Origin of the sequence: Chitinophaga sp. CC14, assembly GCF_048957795.1 — a bacterium.
GTDB lineage: Bacteria > Bacteroidota > Bacteroidia > Chitinophagales > Chitinophagaceae > Chitinophaga > Chitinophaga ginsengisegetis.
This window is the reverse complement of the sequence record NZ_JARBFY010000003.1, coordinates 1742784-1759784: the sequence shown is the minus strand read 5'-3', so window position 1 is coordinate 1759784 and position 17001 is coordinate 1742784. Positions and strand designations below refer to the sequence as shown.

Below are 17001 nucleotides of genomic sequence, written 5' to 3'. Positions count from 1 at the left end.
TAGACAGATTTAGCAGGTACCTGCTACATCTGTCTTATGATATTTTAATTGCCTGACTATTAGTTATGATGATCGTGAGCCGGAGCTGCTGCGCTACCTTTGCGATCATACTGGCAACAGCCTGGTAGCTTTGTATAGATGCTATCTGCGGCTTTGGACTTTTCCGTATCATGACCGGCAGCAGCAATTTTCTGCTGAATAGCATCATTGCTGATCTTCGCAGGATCATAGGAAACCGTCATTACTTTTGAATTCACATTCCAGTCAGCCTTTGTAATACCATCCACAGCGACAGCCTTTTCGATTCTCTTTTTGCACATATTGCAATTACCATATACTTTGAAAGATTCGGTTTTGGCAGATTGCGCAAATACTTTGGAAGCTCCGAAAACAGTGATCATTACTATTAAAAGCGAGAATATCTTTTTCATTTTTATAAATTTTAAATTGATTTATTGTTTTATTACAATTCCATTGGGCTTTTTGCCCACTGCCACATCTTTAATTTTACTGTGGTCAGAAATATTAATAACAGACACGCTTGCTGCCAACTGGTTAGTAACGTAAGCTACGTTACCGTCGTTGGTGAATGCGACTGCGTGGGCACCAGCCCCGGTAGTGAAAATACCCCCATGAATCCATTGATTGCCGGCTGCATCCCAGGTCCAATAGTGAACTTTACCATTTTCAGGATCAGTTACCCATAATTCTTTACGGGCAGCGTTGTGAGCAGCGCTGCCTGGCATAAACCCAAGCGGAATAGTTTGCACTACTGCATTGGAAGCAACGTCAATAACACTAATACTTTTACCATCTTCATTATCCAGGTACATCTTTCCGTCATATCCTACCCAAGCCCCAACAGGATTAGCTCCTACGGGAATAGTTTTTATGACGGCTTTCGTTGCCGGATCGATTACTGATAAAGTGTTATCACCACCATTAGCCACATATGCCCTTGTACCATCAGCAGAAAAGGTAACTTCTGCTGGCTCCATACCGACATTGATCGTGTTTTTCAGAGCGTAGGTTTGTGCATCGTATACGAGAACCTTGCCTTTCATTTCCATTTGGGAGGTCCATATCTCTTTACCATTCGGTGAAAAGGCGGCATTATGATTCATCACCGGCACTTCCATATCCTTGATAATGGTACCCTTCCGACCATCCAGCACTATCACTTTACCTTTCATATCACCCATGTTCCCAGAATGACCTGCACTCAGATCTACTCCCGGCACACCAATAGAAATTCGGTTTACATCGAAGATGTTAAAAAGAGAGGCATGGTGCGGCCACATAGCCATGCTACCACCAGCAGACATTAATTCAATAGTTTCTGTTACTGTATTGGTAGTCAGATTTATGACAGATACAGTACTGCTTTCACCATTTACCACGTAAGCAGCTGGATAATCGATGTTTTTCTCAGACATACCCATATCATCCATTTTATGTTTTCTGCATGAGATAGCCGTTACTGCCAGAAGCAGTACAGAACAAGCCATTACAATCGCATAGCGTTGGCTTAATTTCATAAACTGATAAGTTTATTTTCCCTAAAAATCAGATAATTATTATGTAATAGTGTGAAGGCGTATAGATGCTATATGACTATAGCGAATGCCAGGGGTATCGTGGAATCAGATAAGAAAGGTACAGTTCAGGATATGGGGCGCTACTTTGCTACTTCGTGGAGGTGCATTGCTGGTTGGGTATTCCACCACTAAAGAGGTAGAATGTACCTGCGGAAGTTCAAAAAATGAAACAGGAGTAGCCAATGCTGCCATCTGAATAAAATGAAAAGCAAACTCGGTGGCTTTCTGGTCTTTTTCCAGTTTAACGGTTTTATGCTCGTCCTTACAGCATTTTTTGGCACATGCCTGGCTGGGTTTAGCACCGCATTTACTGCATTTTTTAGCCTCCGCATGCCATAACTCTACTTCTACCAACTTACCCATGCAATAGTGCATGTGAAAGGTGGCGCCGGTAGAAGAGCCTACATAGAGAAAAGCTAATATGAGCGCAAGGGCCTTTTTCATTTCGTAGCAAAAATAGAGGGAATTTCCGAATTAATTGTTATATAATTTTGTGTTTGTTTTATATTTTAATGGGAAAATCGAATTTGTTATATATTGATTAACAAGGGATAAGAAAAGGATACCTTTCTTATCCCTTGCATGCTAGGCATGAGCCATCTGTGAACACACTTCGGCACATTTACGGCAGGTTTCGGCACATTCACGGCAATGTTCCATATCTGCGTGCTTTTCACATTCCTCTGCGCAACGGATACAAATATCAGCACATAGCTGACATAATTGTTCCGAAAACTCTCCATCAAGGCTCATTACCTGAGCAGCCGCATTACAGATAGCAGCGCACTCCATGTCCAGTTGAATACACCTGGTCATTTTCTGTACGTCCTGTTCATGCAGACAGGAAACAGCACAATGATTGCATATGGTAGCGCATTCATTACATGCGTCTATACATTCCTGATAATGTTGATGAGGCATAATAATAAATTTTAATGTTAAAAAATATATTTTATCTGTCCTATTTATTTAATTCCTTCAATTTTGCTTTCATCTGATTGATTTCAGCCTGCTGGCTTGTAATAATAGTCTTACATAATTCTTTGATCTCAGGGTCCGTTATGGATGCCTGCTTTGCCATTAAAATTGCCGCGGCATGATGAGGAATCATTGATTTTAGAAATTGCTTGTCGGCAACAGCAGCTTGCTGCCTGATGAGTACAAAGAACAGAACTAATGCAACACCACTGATAGAAATAATCAGCGTATTTAGGTTCTTATTCATGTACATTGAGCGCATCAGGATCAATTCAATTATTATCATGGGGCTGCTCATCAGGCCAGCCATATAAAACTGATTTACATTCGGAACAACATTAGATAGTTTATCGACCATTGAATACATGAGGATGTACATAGAAATAAATGACAAAATAGCCATCAATAACAGTTTCCTGTAGCTTTTATCATGACTTCCGGAATGTTGCTTGGACATTGTTTCTGGTACTTTCATATATATGCTATTTATGGTTCATACTCATTTTCATCAATCCAGGATAGAGCTTTAGAAAAACCTCCATTGCCATAGGGTTCTTACCATACAGGTCATGAAGGGATCTGTCACTAAGGAAAACACTGAACTGTCCGCCTAAAGCAAGCCGTGTTTTTGCTATATTCAGCAGATCATAGCTAAAGCCGGCAGTGAGCGCATTGACAGGGAAAAGCGTTTCTGCTCCATACCTTATCGGATCAAGGTCTAATTCTTCCACGGATTTCTGCACCCATTCATACCGGGTGTATACTTCAGCCCTTTTCAAACGCAAAGCACCTTCTACCAATGCCGCATTTTCTCCGTCGTGACCGGCAGTTTTATTCAGCCCCCATAGCGTTGTTACATTGACCCAGCTATCATTTTTCAATGGCAGGCTGAAAATAGCAGAAGCAGTGGTGCGATTAACGTCTTCATCAGGGTGCAACAACTCGGGGCTTTTGATATATCCGTGGGAAACCTGGAAAGCCCAGTTTTGTGAAGGATTGTACGATAAGCGGCCGCTCCAGGAATCAAACCGCATTTTATCGAAATTATACCTGTTCTCATCTGGTTCCCTTCCGGTAAAAACAGAGCCTTCCAGCTTAAATTTATCCAATCTTACCCCCAGCGTTGCCACACCAAAAGTGATATGTGTTCCATCATTCCAATGATGACTGATTGGGGCATCGGGGTTGGAAAGTGCAGATGGCCGGTGCATAAAGGCAACAGAGCCGATGGCTGGTTCACCAGGATAGCCCAGGTAAACAAAAGCGTCTATCTTTCTGGAAAAAGCATACGTATAACTTACAGATAGTTCAGAGAAAAGATCATGCGGATGTTGTCTGTCCACAAGCGCCTTTCCTTTCCAGCTTTCACCAGACTGAAATAACAGTGGATACCCTGCGCCGCCTTCTGTAAGCCTGTCCAGGGAGATCATCACATTATAATGAAACAACCCTTTGCTACCTACCTTACGCTGCGCCATCAACATAAACCAGTTTGGTGCATCAACCCGGCTATCGCCTCTGCTGCCTTTATTGCCCACATCCTGGTTTGTGTAGCGCAGAAACAGATTGCCATGTATCATATACATCCACTTTTTTGAATGTAGCATATAACCATACATAGGAGAAGCATCCGGTAACCATCCGGTCCCTGATCCATTTCTGTTCATCGGCAGATTAAGTGAAAAAGCATGGCTCATCGGAATATCCATTGACATATCCATGTCTCCTTCTCCCTGCATGTGCTGCATTTTCCCCATTGCACTATCTTTCATTGGCTTCTGGGGCTCCCTTGTATTCTTTTTGTTCATATGATGTTCATGCTGCGCATACACAACAAAAACAGATAACAACAGCGTGGCTACAGATAATATCAGCGTTTTCATATTCTCAGGTATTTATTCATTTTCTATCAAAATAATGATCTGGAAAATGAGGAAAGCAAGCTCCCAACAGCGAATGCTAATACTTTACCATCACAGGATGGCATACCTTATCGTTTGAGGAAATCAAATACGGAAATTGTCATAGATAAGAAATAGCGGTAAATTCTTTATCAGGGGTGGGCCATGTGGAATATATATGCCCGTTACTGAATTCTGTGGATATAATATGGATTCATTCAGATAAAACTGCAAGAGTGTAGGTAATACGGGAACATTAAGCCCTGTTGAAACCGATGAATTGATATGAAAGTCACCTGATTTTTCGCTGTTTAACACAACATCTTTACAGCACCCGTTGTTTGTTGCAGTATGTTTCTTCATTCCACATTTAATACATGAACTATCCCCACCGTGAAAAATACTGACGTTTTCAAGCTCTCCCATACAATAATGCTGGTAAACGGTAACCCCATTGGTAAAGCAGAGGTAGAATAAAGCCAGTATGATGGAATTAATGCTTCTCATGATGACAACTGCATAATTAATTGATCATAAATACCATACCAGCACGGAATACTTACATAATATGCCAACAACAGTATCTTTTAAATCGACCACAATGGGTTAATTGTCAAAGATTTAATTAACCTGTCCGATCCAGGGAAATGGTTGGAGGGGTTGTAACACTACCGGGGAGGATATCAAAAAAGGGGAATGCCATCTACGAAGTGGGGCTACATGAAAGCTGCGGTTGATAGGTACAACTTTATTTCTTGTGCGAAAGAACCATAGAGATTAACGCAATATCAATAGTTCGGTAGTTACTCAACGGTGAACAAAAGTATTTTTCCACCTTCGCTGTCTCATCTAATCGACTACCGAACTATTTTTAATTTATGAACTCAACTATGAGTGCCTGTGTTTCTTCCTCTTTTTCAGGGCTATGGTGCTTTTTTAATAGCAGTGGCAGCCACGATAGTTCCAAGCAAGCTTACCATAGCTGCTGCAAGAAAAGCAGTTTGAAAACCGCCACTTAGGGCCTCAACATCTGTTTGCCCGCCAATTTTCAGGGCGTTTGTTTTTGCCGATGATATCGCTACAATAACAGCAAGACCTAATGCAGAACCAATCTGGTAGCTTGTATTGACCAGACCTGAAGCTAATCCTGATTCTTCTGGTTTTGCGCCTGAAATAGATGCAACTGTTCCTGGAATATATGCCAGCGACATGCCAATAGCACCAAGTAATGACGCCGGCAATACATGTGTTACAAAACTGCCATCAACTGGAGCCATGCTGAAAAGCAGCAGAGATACGGTTAACGCCAGCATTCCGGTAACAAGATTACGCTTGACACCAAACCTCCCCATTAGCTTCACGGTAATGATGACCATAAACAGCATGATGGTAATGGTCATTGGCAATAATGCCAGCCCACTGTTGAATGCCGGGAAATGAAGGATCTGTTGCAGATACAGGTTCAGGAAAAACCATAATGGAATCCAGGCTGCTGCCATCAGGGCCATTACAATGTTACCTGCCGAAAGGTTGAACGCTTTGAAAATCGATAAAGGCATTAAAGGTTCTTTCTTGCTTTTCTGCATACCTACAAAAGCGATCAATAGTACCACTGATAAAAGAAGTAAGCCCCAAGTCTGCAATGATTGCCAGCCTGCACTTTCCGCTGCTACGATGGCGTATACCATCAGCACGAATGCCGCGGTAGCCAGGATAGCGCCGCCAAGATCAATACTTCCTTTACGATGTTTACCTTTAAATAAAAGAGATGAACTGAGGAAAAGTACGATGAGCCCGATGGGAATGTTAATCAGGAACACCCAATGCCAGGAAAGCCACTGTGTGATCGCACCACCGAGAAATACGCCAGCAGATCCGCCGGCTGCCGCGGATGCACCCCAGAAACCAAGCGCTTTATTCAATTCTTTCGGATCTGTAAATTTAGTCAACAGTAAGGCAAGTGCCGAAGGGGCAATCAAGGCCGACCCTAATCCCTGTAACGCTCTGCCAACATTCAACGATGCTTCGGACCAGGCAATACCGGCCAGCAGCGAAGCCGCCGAAAGAATGGCAAAACCCCACATAAATATTTTGCGGGCACCGAACAGGTCTGACAGCCTTCCGCCCAAGAGTAGAAAGCCACCAAAGAATATAACATAGGCATTGAAAATCCATTGTAGGCCGGACTGAGTATAACCCAGATCGTTTTTAATGGCCGGTAATGCCACCCCGATGATAGAGGTGTCCATAATCACAATAAATTCTGCCGTGCAGAGCAAGAAAAGGGCCGCCCACCGTTTAGGATAAGGCGTAACCTGTATGGGAACAACTACTGCTTCTGAGATCATATTTTTGAGATTTTGTGTGAGTACATTATTAAAGTTGTAGCAGGCCCTGTGCCCGCTGGAGCCTGACCTGTATTACTTTGTGGTGATAGATGGCTTGCAGGTAATTGAGTTTTGCCTGAGTGAGGGCCAACTCCGCATCGGTTAGTTCCAACCTGGAGCTGAGGCCATTCCTGTATCGGTCGTCCATCATGGTATAGCTGAGTTCTGCAAGCTCAACGGTCCTTTGCTGGATACTTAGCTGCTCATTTGCTTCCTTCCACTGCGCAAGCAGGGACGCCAGTTCTGATCTGACCGACTGTTCAAGGTCTTCCTGTGCGATGACTTCCTGTTTGATCCGGACGGCTGCCTGGCTAACTTTCGCTTTTACTCTGTTGCCAGTAAATATGGGCATGGAAATCTGTACTCCAACGAAAGAGGTTGGAGGCCAAACATATTGTCCTAATCTGAAATTATCAGCCTGGGCCTGCAACTGATATTGCCCAATGGCAGCTATTTGCGGCAGCCGTTCTGCTTTTGCCACGGCTAGTTCCAGCCCGCTCTTTTCGGTTTCCAGTTTCTGTATCGCCATATCATTGCGCCGCTGCATAGCTGCCGCCATAGCGTCCTCCAGCCCGGAAGTACCTTCTAAAGGTATTTCCGGGACAAGCGTATCAGATAGTTCTACCAATGTTGCATTATCCACGCCCATCAGCCTGTTCAGGTGAATACCAGCCACCTCAAGATTATTGCGCAGATAAGAAATCGAGGACCGCAGGTTTTCCACGGCAATGAAAGCCCTGAGCGTATCCTGTTTCAGGCTACGTCCTTGGGCAAACAGGGAACGTGTGTCTTTCAGCGCTTTTCCGTTACGCACCAGGCTTTGTTGCTGAAGGGCGATCTGGGATTGCATAAAAAGCATATCAAAATAGGCCAGGGCTATCTCCATGCCGAGCCTGCCTTTCAGGTCAGCAGTCTTTTCCCCCTGAACTTTTTCGTCATAACCCGCTGCCTTTGCTTGCCGACGCGCACTCTCATTAAGCAATGGCTGACTGCCGGAAACCAACCCGTTGAAAGCATTTTTTCCTCCCACGGCCACATCTTGTACAGGCTTTGCTGTACCAGCAAAGGAACCGGGAAGAAAGATAACCTGTCGATCGAAATAACGCTGGTAGCTGCCACCCGCTACCACGTTGGGCAAGAGCCTGCTCCTTGATTCTCTGGTAATCTCTTTTTGATGCGCTTCTTCCAATGCCTGGATCTGCAACTGCCGGTTGCCTTTGGCAGCCATCGATAGCGCCTCGGCAAGGCTTAACCTTTTTACTGTCTGCGCACTACCATGAAGGGTAATAAGCAGTAATGGTATAATGAATTTGCTTCGTTTCATTGTTTTAGTATTTAGTTGTCAGCCTACATATTCTGTTTCTGCTGTATCCAATACTGGATCTGGCTCTTCTTCGGCCACTTTCCGACGTTTGCTGCTGGAGAGGTAAGAATAGACTGCAGGAATAATGAACAGTGTCAGGATACCGGCGAAGATGAGCCCACCAGCAATCACAATTCCAAGAGATTGACGACTGTTATGCGTCATCGCGATTGGTAATGCGCCGAATATCATTGCCAGGGAAGTCATCAGGATTGGACGGAAACGCTGCTCTGCTGCCTGTATAGCTGCGTCAAATTTGGAAAGCCCCGTATCTTTCAGATGGTTGGCAAATTCCACAATAAGGATTCCATTCTTGGTGATCAATCCAACCAGCGTAATAATGCCGATCTGGCTGAATACATTCAGGCTCTGACCAAACCAGTTGAGGCTCAGCAATGCCCCGGTCACGGCCATAGGCACTGTGAGCATAATGATCAACGGATCGCGGAGGCTTTCAAATTGTGCGGCAAGGATCATGTAAATGAGCAGCAGCGCCAGTACCAGCGTGAAGGCGATATTACCCTGGCTTTCCTCGTAGTCTCTCGACTGCCCTGCCAGGGATGTTTTGAAATTAACGCCCAGCGTTTCCAACTGGATGCGCTTCATTTCATCAATCCCTTCCGCGAGGCTTACACCAGGCGCCAGTCCTGCCGAAACGGTTGCAGATGTATACTGATCATAACGATAGATGGCCGCAGGGCTGATACTTTCTTTGATGGTTACCAGATTGTCCAGTGAGATCATTTCTCCGTTTGCGGACCTTACATAGATCGATTTGAGGTCGCTGATCTTGCTCCTGTTTTCGCGCTCCAGTTGGCCTATGACCTCGTATTGACGATCATTGCGCAAAAAGTAGCCGTATCTCTGACCAGACAGCGATAGCTGTAACGCCCGGGCAACTTCCTGTATGGATACACCCATGAGTGCTGCTTTCTGACGGTCTATACTGATCTGCAATTCCGGTTTATTTATTTTCAGGTCTGCATCTACAAACATCAGTTTGCTGCTCTTCCGGGCGGCCTGCAGGAATTTGTTCAGTGCAGCCGAAACCGTGTCCAGCGTGGGCCCCTGCAATACAAACTGCAATGGCATACCGCCTCCATAACGTGTTCCGATAGTGGGCGGCAGGTAAGGAAATAACAGCAGCCCCCTGAAATTGCCGGATGCAGCCGCGTATTTATTGTACAGGTCCTGTACGGATGCTTTACGTTCTTTCGGCTCTTTCAGGTAAATACTTTGTACAGCAAAACTGGTAGGCGCTGGGGCCGGAATAAAAGACACCGCCACCATGGAATAGGTCTGATAAAGCCCTTCGGTAGAATCATTGACATACCGGCCTACTTCCGTCATCTGCTTTTTCATGTAGTCGAACGACACGCCTTCCGGTGCTATTGCAATCAGGTTCATATTGGAGCGATCTTCGATGGGGGCCAGTTCAGAAGGGAGCTTCTTCCCGATGAAATAGATCAATACACCACCTCCCAAAAGGAAGACCCACGCCATCCAGCGGACCTTCATAAAGCGCTTCAGCAAATGCGTGTAGGCATTATTAAGCTGGATAAAGAAAGGCTCTGTTTTACGCTGGAACCAGTTGGGCCTTTCCTGTTTTTTTAACAGGTAGGCGCTCAACATGGGCGACAGCGTGAGGGCCACAAAGGCCGATACCAGTACAGAACCAGATACCACGATCGCAAATTCCTTGAACAGCTGACCGCTGATTCCGCCCATAAATACAATTGGCAGGAACACCGCTGCAAGCGTGATAGTGGTGGATATAACGGCGAAATAAATCTCCTTAGATCCTTTGAAGGCTGCCTGCACAGGTGTCATACCTTCTTCTACTTTTTTATAGATGTTTTCCAGTACCACGATGGCATCGTCCACCACCAAGCCGATGGCCAGCACCAGGCCCAGCAGGGTGAGCACATTAATGGAGAAGCCGGAAATGTACATAATGAAGAATGCAGAGAGGATCGAAACCGGGATGGCTAATACCGGAATAATGGTGGAACGCCAATCTCTCAGGAACAGAAAAATGATCAGGACAACCAGCCCGAATGCAATGAAAAGCGTTTCTTCCACCTCTTTGATCGATTCTCTCACCGGCTTTGTAAAATCAAAACCAACGATCAGCCGGTAATCTTTTGGTATCTCATTACGGAGCTGGTCCAGGCGCCGGTAAAATTCATCCACTACTTCAATCGCATTGGCGCCGCGCTGAATCTGGATGGCAATGCCTATGCCTACCCGGTTTGCGTTGCCCGTTTCATTAATGATGGCTGTACGTTCGTTGTGCTCGCCCAGTTCTGCAAACCCGATATCTTTCAGGCGGATCACCGAAGCGCCGGACTGCCTGATGATCATCTCATTGAAATCTTCTGCTGTTGTAAGCCTACCCATGGTACGGACACTCATTTCTGTATTATTACCTTCAATTTTACCAGATGGCAGGTCCATGTTTTCCCGGAGCAGTGCCTGGCGAATGTCTTCCGGTGTAAGCCGGTAGGCGGCGAGCTTCACAGGATCGAAGCGCAGGCGCATAGCATATTTATGCTCGCCTACAACTGCAACACGGTTGATGCCAGGTATGGACTGCATACGGTCTTTAATGACGGTGGCAGCCAGATGGCTCACCTCTTTGATATCTTTTGTATCGCTCTCCACTTCCAGGAAAGCCACCAGGTTATCTGCAGAACTGGCCTTTTCAACGATAGGCGGGTCCACATCTGCTGGAAGCTGGTTACGCGATTTCGCTACCTTATCGCGCACGTCGTTCAGCGCATCTTCCAGGTCCACATCGCGGTTAAATTCTATGGAAATAATACTGGCCTGTTCTCTGGATTCAGAAGATATAGTGCGTACTCCTCCGGCCTCAGCGAGAGATTCTTCTATCGGCCTCGTAATTTTGGATGCAATCACATCAGGGCTGGCTCCGGGATAAAAGGTGACGACGGAAATCACCGGCGCTTCTGTGAGCGGGAATTCCCGGATACCGAGGTTTTTCCATCCTACCAGTCCCATGATGATGATCAGGACAGAGAATACGCCTCCAAGTACCGGCTTTTTTATGCTTAGTGTTGGTAAATTCATAATCGTAAATAATTTGAAGTCTTATTTTGATGCAACCGCTTGTACCGGCGCACCGTCTCCAAGCCTGAGAATATTGGAGACGATAATGCTATCGCCATCCTGTAAGCCGGAGGTGATGACGGCATGCGATTCAGTCCTGCTTCCGATGGCAACCGGTGACATCTTTGCTATTCCACCTTTCAGTACAAAAACGGCATATCCTTCACCGCCGGGTATCAGTGCTTCGGTAGGTACAGTAATACCTTTGGCATCAGGACCTGCCGTTGAAAAGAAAATCCTTGTGGATAATCCTGCTTTGAGCTTGCCACCAGGATTGGCTGCCACGGCCTGCACAAGGATGCTCCTATTGTCTGCATTAACGCCGGGTTCTGTTGCCTTGATGGTAGCAGTATGTTTTTCCTGTGAAAGCCCTGTAGTGAATACTACCTGGTTGCCTGTCCCAATCAACGGCAGGTACTTCTCCGGTACGGCAAAATTGATCTTGATCTGTCCCAGGTCCTGTAGGCTTACCAATTCCGCATTTGGAGTAACATAGGCCCCCGCAACCAATTGAGATATCCCGATTCTGCCTGCAAACGGTGCGTGGATGGTGGTTTTCGCTAGTTCGGCTTGAAGCAATTCTTTTTGTGCCCGCAGCACATTCAGTTTGGTAGCCACCTCATCGTACTCCTGTTGTTTTACTGCTTCGGTTTTAAGCAAATCCGCCAGCCTTCGTTCGTTGAGGCCAGCCAACTCCAACTCTGCGGAAAGCTGCTTTAGCCTGGCCTGCAGTTCGGCATCATTTAATTTATATAAAAGCTGTCCCTCAGAAACCTGGGCTCCGTCATGAAAGCCAACATGAAGGATGCGTTGGGACACTTCGCTCCTGATCACCACTTCCCGGAAAGGAACAGTAGTACCAGTTATACTTTCAAGCTGGTTGAGGGCTTCTTCCTTTGCAAGCACAATGTCAACAGGAAGTGCAGGCGATGGCGCTGCAGCCGCAGCAGTTTTCTTCGGTGCGGATTTGCCGTTGCTGCATGCAACCAAAAGGCTTGCTGAAACAGCTAGTGGCAACAGAATCGGATAAATGGATATTCGCAACATAACATTGTGATTAATGTGAGTACTTATTGTTTCTTATTGATCACAAATGTAGATGTGGCTGTAGCCCTATCTATTATACTATAGAAGTAAAGGTTTGTAAGATTATATACTAGACAGATGGGAATAAAAAAGCCTGGCTATACCAGGCATGTAACATATGATGATAATTACAGTCTATCGAGAGGCTTTCGCTTCTTGTATTTGAGCAGCTTATAGGCACTTGGAGGAAGCCCTGCAACCTTTTTAAATTGGTTGCTCAGGTAGGATACACTGGAATAGTTAAGGCTATTGGCAATCTCGCTTAGGGTAAGTTCGTCGTAATCCAATAGTTCTTTTACCCGTTCAATCTTCTGAGCGATATAGTACTTTTCGATAGTCTGGCCGGTTATTTCAGAAAATAGACCGGATAGGTAATTATAAACGCAGTTCAGATCGCTGCTTAGAATGTCTGAAAGATTACTGTTGATCTCTTCTTTCTGGTAATGGACGAGGTTTATAATGATATGTTTTATTCTTTCAGCTATCCGTGTTTTCTCATCATCGATCACTTCAAAGCCAAATGGGATAAGGATATTTTTTACCTGATCTTTTTGTTCATCTGATATTTTTGTTTGAAATATCAATTCTCCAAGAGTGACTTTCTGAAGTCCCAGATTCAGTTTTTCAACATTTTGCGTAACAATAATGATACAGCGGTGGCAGACCATATTCTTTACGCTAACTATTTCCATATTTTAAAAAAATGAAAGGCAGGTTATATTGAATTGATAAAATTTGATTTTGGTTTACGTTGACTTAAACAACAAACTATTGAAATATAAAAAAGAAGGCCATACAATTTTATTATCTGTTGTATGGCCCTTGATTTGTCTATGCTATTGCTTCCGCTTTATAACCTGCCTTTTCGATAGCCTGCTGTATTTCCTCTTTTCCTGCCTTATCTGTAGAAACAACTAATAATTTATCCGGGCTCTGAAGATCTACTTCCCAATTATCCTGTCCTGCTACTTCATTTAATACAGGAGTAACGGCGGCGATGCAACCTGAACATTTAATGTTTGTTTTGAACTGTACTGTTTCCATGGTTTATTTCTTTAAATGTTAATTTTCTGATTGATGATGTAAAATTACCTGTTTGGGTAAGTATCCTTGTTATACTATAGTTGTTATGTTTTATATAATTATCTGGTTTATCCAATTTCCACGGTAACGTCGGCCGTAAGGGGAAAACTCTGGCATAGCAAAATCATTCCATCATCGATATCTGACGGTCTTAATGCATAGTTGTTACGCATTTTTACCTTGCCTGCTGTGAGTTTTGCTGTACAAACTCCACAGGTGCCGCCTTTACAAGAGTAGGGAAGCGGTATTTTATCTTCCAGCGCAGCTTCCAGGATAGTTTTACCGACGCTTACATCTAACAAATTGGATTGTTCATAGAAATGAAGTAATACTTCCTGCGGCGTCTGCGGCAGTACTTCATCTTCTTTGATTGGCTCAGGAGAAAACCATTCCAGGAAGATATTGTCGGTCGGCACCTGCCAGGCTTCCAGCATCTCATGGTACATTTTCATCAATCCGGCTGGGCCGCAAATGAAATAGTGAACACCCGCGTGGGGGGCATCAATTCTTTGCTTGATAAGTTTTCGGACAACCAGTTTATTCAGCCGGCCTTTAATAAAGTTCCCGCCATCTGTTCTTTCATGGGCGGAGATTGCATAATGAACATTAATTCGTTCGGGGTAATTTTCCTGCCAGGATGCAATTTCCTTTCTAAAGATGATGTCATCCGATGTCCGGTTTGCATAAATGAGTGTAACATTGGTTTCTGGAGAATTGTCAACCATGGATCTCGCAATACTATACAGGGGAGTAATACCACTTCCGCCAGCCAGCAGTACGATATGTTTTGCTGAATAAGTTGCATCAGTAGGAGCAAATGAGCCATAAGGACCGGAAATCTGCCAATCCTTTATTGCCGCGGCATGCGTAACGATATAATTGCTCATAATGCCTCCGGTCACTCGTTTTACAGTAATAGCTGGCTGTTGATCTGTACCCGGTACAGAACTTAAAGAATAAGATCTGGTCACCGCAGCACCATTGATCATTAAAGTAAGATTGATAAATTGTCCTGGCTTATATATGAAGGGCTGACCACCTGTATCAAACCTGATGGTTACTGCTGATGCAGTTTCAGGAATAATACAGGCGGTTCGCCAAATCTGCACATTACTCATGCTTGTTGATTTCTTTTTAATGGTTTCCTTATAACTTTGCTGCTTTTAGTCGCAAACTGTTACTGACAACGCTGACAGAACTGAGAGCCATAGCGGCGCCCGCGATCATTGGATCTAGCAAAAATCCATTGATTGGAAATAAAATACCTGCAGCGATGGGGATACCGATGATATTGTAGATGAATGCCCAGAAGAGATTCTGTTTAATGGTACTGACAGTTTTCCTGGAAAGTTTCAATGCTTTGGGAATACTGTTCAGATCAGAGGTGATCAGGGTCATTTTAGCAACATCCATCGCAATATCAGAACCTTTGCCCATTGCAATGCTAACATCTGCCTGGGCCAGCGCCTGTGAATCATTAATGCCGTCTCCCACCATTGCCACTATTTTACCTGCCTGCTGTAGTTCTTTTACAAATTCCGCTTTATGCGATGGCAGCACTTCGGCTTTATATTGTTTTAAGCCTACTTTTTGGGCTACAGCAGCAGCTGTATGCGCATTATCACCGGTAAGCATGTACACTTCGATGCCATCTTTCTGTAGTGCTGCGATGGCTTCGCTGGAGGTTTCTTTTATCTTATCTGCAATGGCAATTACTGCCAGCAGCTGCAGTGATGATGCAAAATAAATAACCGTCTTAGCCTCTTCCTGCAGGCTTGTTGCCTGTGCGGCCAGTTGTGGATCAATAATGATATTGTTTGTATCCATTAATTTCCGGTTACCAACCAGGTACATATCCTGGTCATAATACCCTCTTATTCCTTGACCAGTAAGGCTCTCAAAGCGGGTCAGTTTTACGGCACCGGCGCCGCCATCCTTGAGGTAAGTAACCACCGCTTCGGCCAGCGGATGTTCAGATTGCTGCTCCAAAGAATACAATACTGATTCAAGTATTGCCGGGCTGCCGGTTTGCGTATGCCAAACCATATCGGTCACCACTGGTTTACCTTCTGTGATAGTGCCTGTTTTGTCCAGAATGATGGCATTCACTTTATGGGCCAGTTCCAGGCTTTCGGCGTCTTTAATAAGAATATTATTTTCGGCGCCTTTACCTACACCTACCATGATGGCAGTAGGGGTTGCCAGTCCGAGGGCACAAGGACACGCGATCACTAGGACGGTCACCGAAGTAAGCAGTGCATGCGTAAAGGCATTATCACCTCCCAATACGATCCAGGAAAGAAAGGTCAGGATCGCAATACCAATCACCACTGGTACGAAGATACCGGCAATCTTATCTACCAGTTTCTGCACCGGTGCTTTACTGCCCTGTGCTTCCTGCACCATTTTGATAATCTGGGCCAGGAGTGTATTGGCACCTACTTTTTCGGCTCTGAACCGGAAACTGCCTTTCTGGTTAATGGTACCTGCAAAAACAGCATCTCCGGTATTTTTAGCGATGGCGAGGGGTTCACCTGTGATCATACTTTCATCTACGTAAGAAGTTCCGTCTGCAACAGTTCCATCTACGGGAATTTTTTCTCCTGGTTTTACCAGCAGCAGATCCTGAACTTTAACCTGGGAGATGGGAATTTCCTGGGTGTTTCCGGATTCGTCTACCAGGAGCACGGTTTTCGGCTGAAGACCAATGAGCTTTTTAATAGCGGAGGATGTATTGGATTTAGCTTTTTCTTCCAACAGTTTACCTAATGAGATGAATGCAATCACTACTGCGGCTGCCTCAAAATAAACGTGCGCATGCAATCCGCGCTGATGCCAGAACTCAGGATAGATGGTATTAAAAGCACTGAACAACCAGGCAATTCCTGTACTAAGCGCTACCAGGGTGTCCATATTGGCCTTGCGATGTTTTGCCTGCTTCCAGGCATTGATGAAGAAGTTTCGGCCAAGGAAGAACACTACGGGAGTAGCCAGGAGCATCATAATCCAGTTACCGTATGGCATATTCATGAAAAACATACCAATGACAACAATAGGCAATGATAATACAGATGCCCAAATAGTGCGTTGTTTCACTTCCCGGTAGTGCCGCTGCTGAGCTTCTTCCTTTACTTCATCCTGATTTTCTTTGTCGATCACCAGGTCATAACCAACAGAACGGACACTGCTTTGGAGCATTTCAGGGGTTACCGTAGCATGATTATATTGTACCCAGGCAGTTTGATTGGCAAAATTAACTCCGGCATCTTCCACGCCGGGAACCGATTTTAACATCGATTCCACGCTGATAGCACAAGCCGCACATGTCATTTCCAGTACCGGAAAGGTTTCCTTTAAACTTTCTGCTTTTTTCTTTTTAACGGCAGTTGTTTCCTGCTGTGCTGATATAGCTGTTGACATATTTCCTGATTTTTCACAAAGCTACATCAGGTTTAAGGGAGGGATGTTATACTATT

Annotated in this window: 15 protein-coding genes; all 15 read right to left on the bottom strand. The window is 44.8% G+C overall.

Translation table 11 applies throughout. The features are described 5' to 3' along the window. Window positions 1–59: 59 nt before the first annotated feature. The 15 genes from PV783_RS17185 to PV783_RS17115 all read right to left on the bottom strand — a co-directional run bounded on the left by PV783_RS17185 (window position 60) and on the right by PV783_RS17115 (window position 16945). Complete coding sequence (locus PV783_RS17185; RefSeq protein ID WP_420988919.1) at window positions 60–431, bottom strand: heavy-metal-associated domain-containing protein; 372 nt, start codon at window positions 429–431, stop codon at window positions 60–62. Window positions 432–452: 21 nt separating this feature from the next. Beyond that, window positions 453–1538, bottom strand: coding sequence for a hypothetical protein (locus PV783_RS17180; protein WP_420988918.1), 1086 nt, complete (start codon window positions 1536–1538; stop codon window positions 453–455). A gap of 105 nt (window positions 1539–1643) precedes the next feature. Continuing rightward, window positions 1644–2042 carry an HYC_CC_PP family protein gene (locus PV783_RS17175; protein WP_420988917.1) on the bottom strand — a complete coding sequence of 133 codons (399 nt, stop codon included), beginning with the start codon at window positions 2040–2042 and terminating at the stop codon, window positions 1644–1646. 141 nt (window positions 2043–2183) lie between these two features. Continuing rightward, entirely contained in the window at window positions 2184–2519 is a 336-nt protein-coding gene (locus PV783_RS17170) for a four-helix bundle copper-binding protein (RefSeq protein WP_420988916.1), read from the bottom strand. A 40-nt stretch (window positions 2520–2559) separates the two neighbouring features. Next, window positions 2560–3051, bottom strand: coding sequence for a DUF305 domain-containing protein (locus PV783_RS17165; protein ID WP_420988915.1), 492 nt, complete (start codon window positions 3049–3051; stop codon window positions 2560–2562). A gap of 7 nt (window positions 3052–3058) precedes the next feature. Then, on the bottom strand, window positions 3059–4459 hold the full coding sequence (locus PV783_RS17160; RefSeq protein ID WP_420988914.1) for a hypothetical protein: 1401 nt from the start codon (window positions 4457–4459) through the stop codon (window positions 3059–3061). A gap of 123 nt (window positions 4460–4582) precedes the next feature. Beyond that, window positions 4583–4984, bottom strand: coding sequence for an HYC_CC_PP family protein (locus PV783_RS17155; RefSeq protein ID WP_420988913.1), 402 nt, complete (start codon window positions 4982–4984; stop codon window positions 4583–4585). A gap of 416 nt (window positions 4985–5400) precedes the next feature. Then, window positions 5401–6825: an MFS transporter gene (locus PV783_RS17150; protein ID WP_420988912.1), complete on the bottom strand. Its 1425-nt coding sequence runs from the start codon at window positions 6823–6825 to the stop codon at window positions 5401–5403. A gap of 28 nt (window positions 6826–6853) precedes the next feature. Further along, a complete protein-coding gene (locus PV783_RS17145) occupies window positions 6854–8188 on the bottom strand; it encodes a TolC family protein (RefSeq protein WP_420988911.1) in 1335 nt (444 codons plus the stop codon). Window positions 8189–8206: 18 nt separating this feature from the next. Then, window positions 8207–11317 carry an efflux RND transporter permease subunit gene (locus tag PV783_RS17140; protein WP_420988910.1) on the bottom strand — a complete coding sequence of 1037 codons (3111 nt, stop codon included), beginning with the start codon at window positions 11315–11317 and terminating at the stop codon, window positions 8207–8209. A 21-nt stretch (window positions 11318–11338) separates the two neighbouring features. Continuing rightward, the gene (locus PV783_RS17135) at window positions 11339–12403 is read right to left on the bottom strand and encodes an efflux RND transporter periplasmic adaptor subunit (protein ID WP_420988909.1); all 1065 of its coding nucleotides are present in this window, start codon (window positions 12401–12403) and stop codon (window positions 11339–11341) included. A gap of 167 nt (window positions 12404–12570) precedes the next feature. Next, window positions 12571–13134, bottom strand: a complete 564-nt coding sequence (locus PV783_RS17130) for a helix-turn-helix domain-containing protein (protein ID WP_420988908.1) — start codon at window positions 13132–13134, stop codon at window positions 12571–12573. Window positions 13135–13273: 139 nt separating this feature from the next. Further along, window positions 13274–13486, bottom strand: coding sequence for a heavy-metal-associated domain-containing protein (locus tag PV783_RS17125; protein ID WP_420988907.1), 213 nt, complete (start codon window positions 13484–13486; stop codon window positions 13274–13276). Window positions 13487–13593: 107 nt separating this feature from the next. Beyond that, entirely contained in the window at window positions 13594–14643 is a 1050-nt protein-coding gene (locus tag PV783_RS17120) for a 2Fe-2S iron-sulfur cluster-binding protein (RefSeq protein WP_420988906.1), read from the bottom strand. Between the two features lie 28 nt (window positions 14644–14671). Next, on the bottom strand, window positions 14672–16945 hold the full coding sequence (locus PV783_RS17115; RefSeq protein WP_420988905.1) for a heavy metal translocating P-type ATPase: 2274 nt from the start codon (window positions 16943–16945) through the stop codon (window positions 14672–14674). Window positions 16946–17001 lie beyond the last annotated feature (56 nt).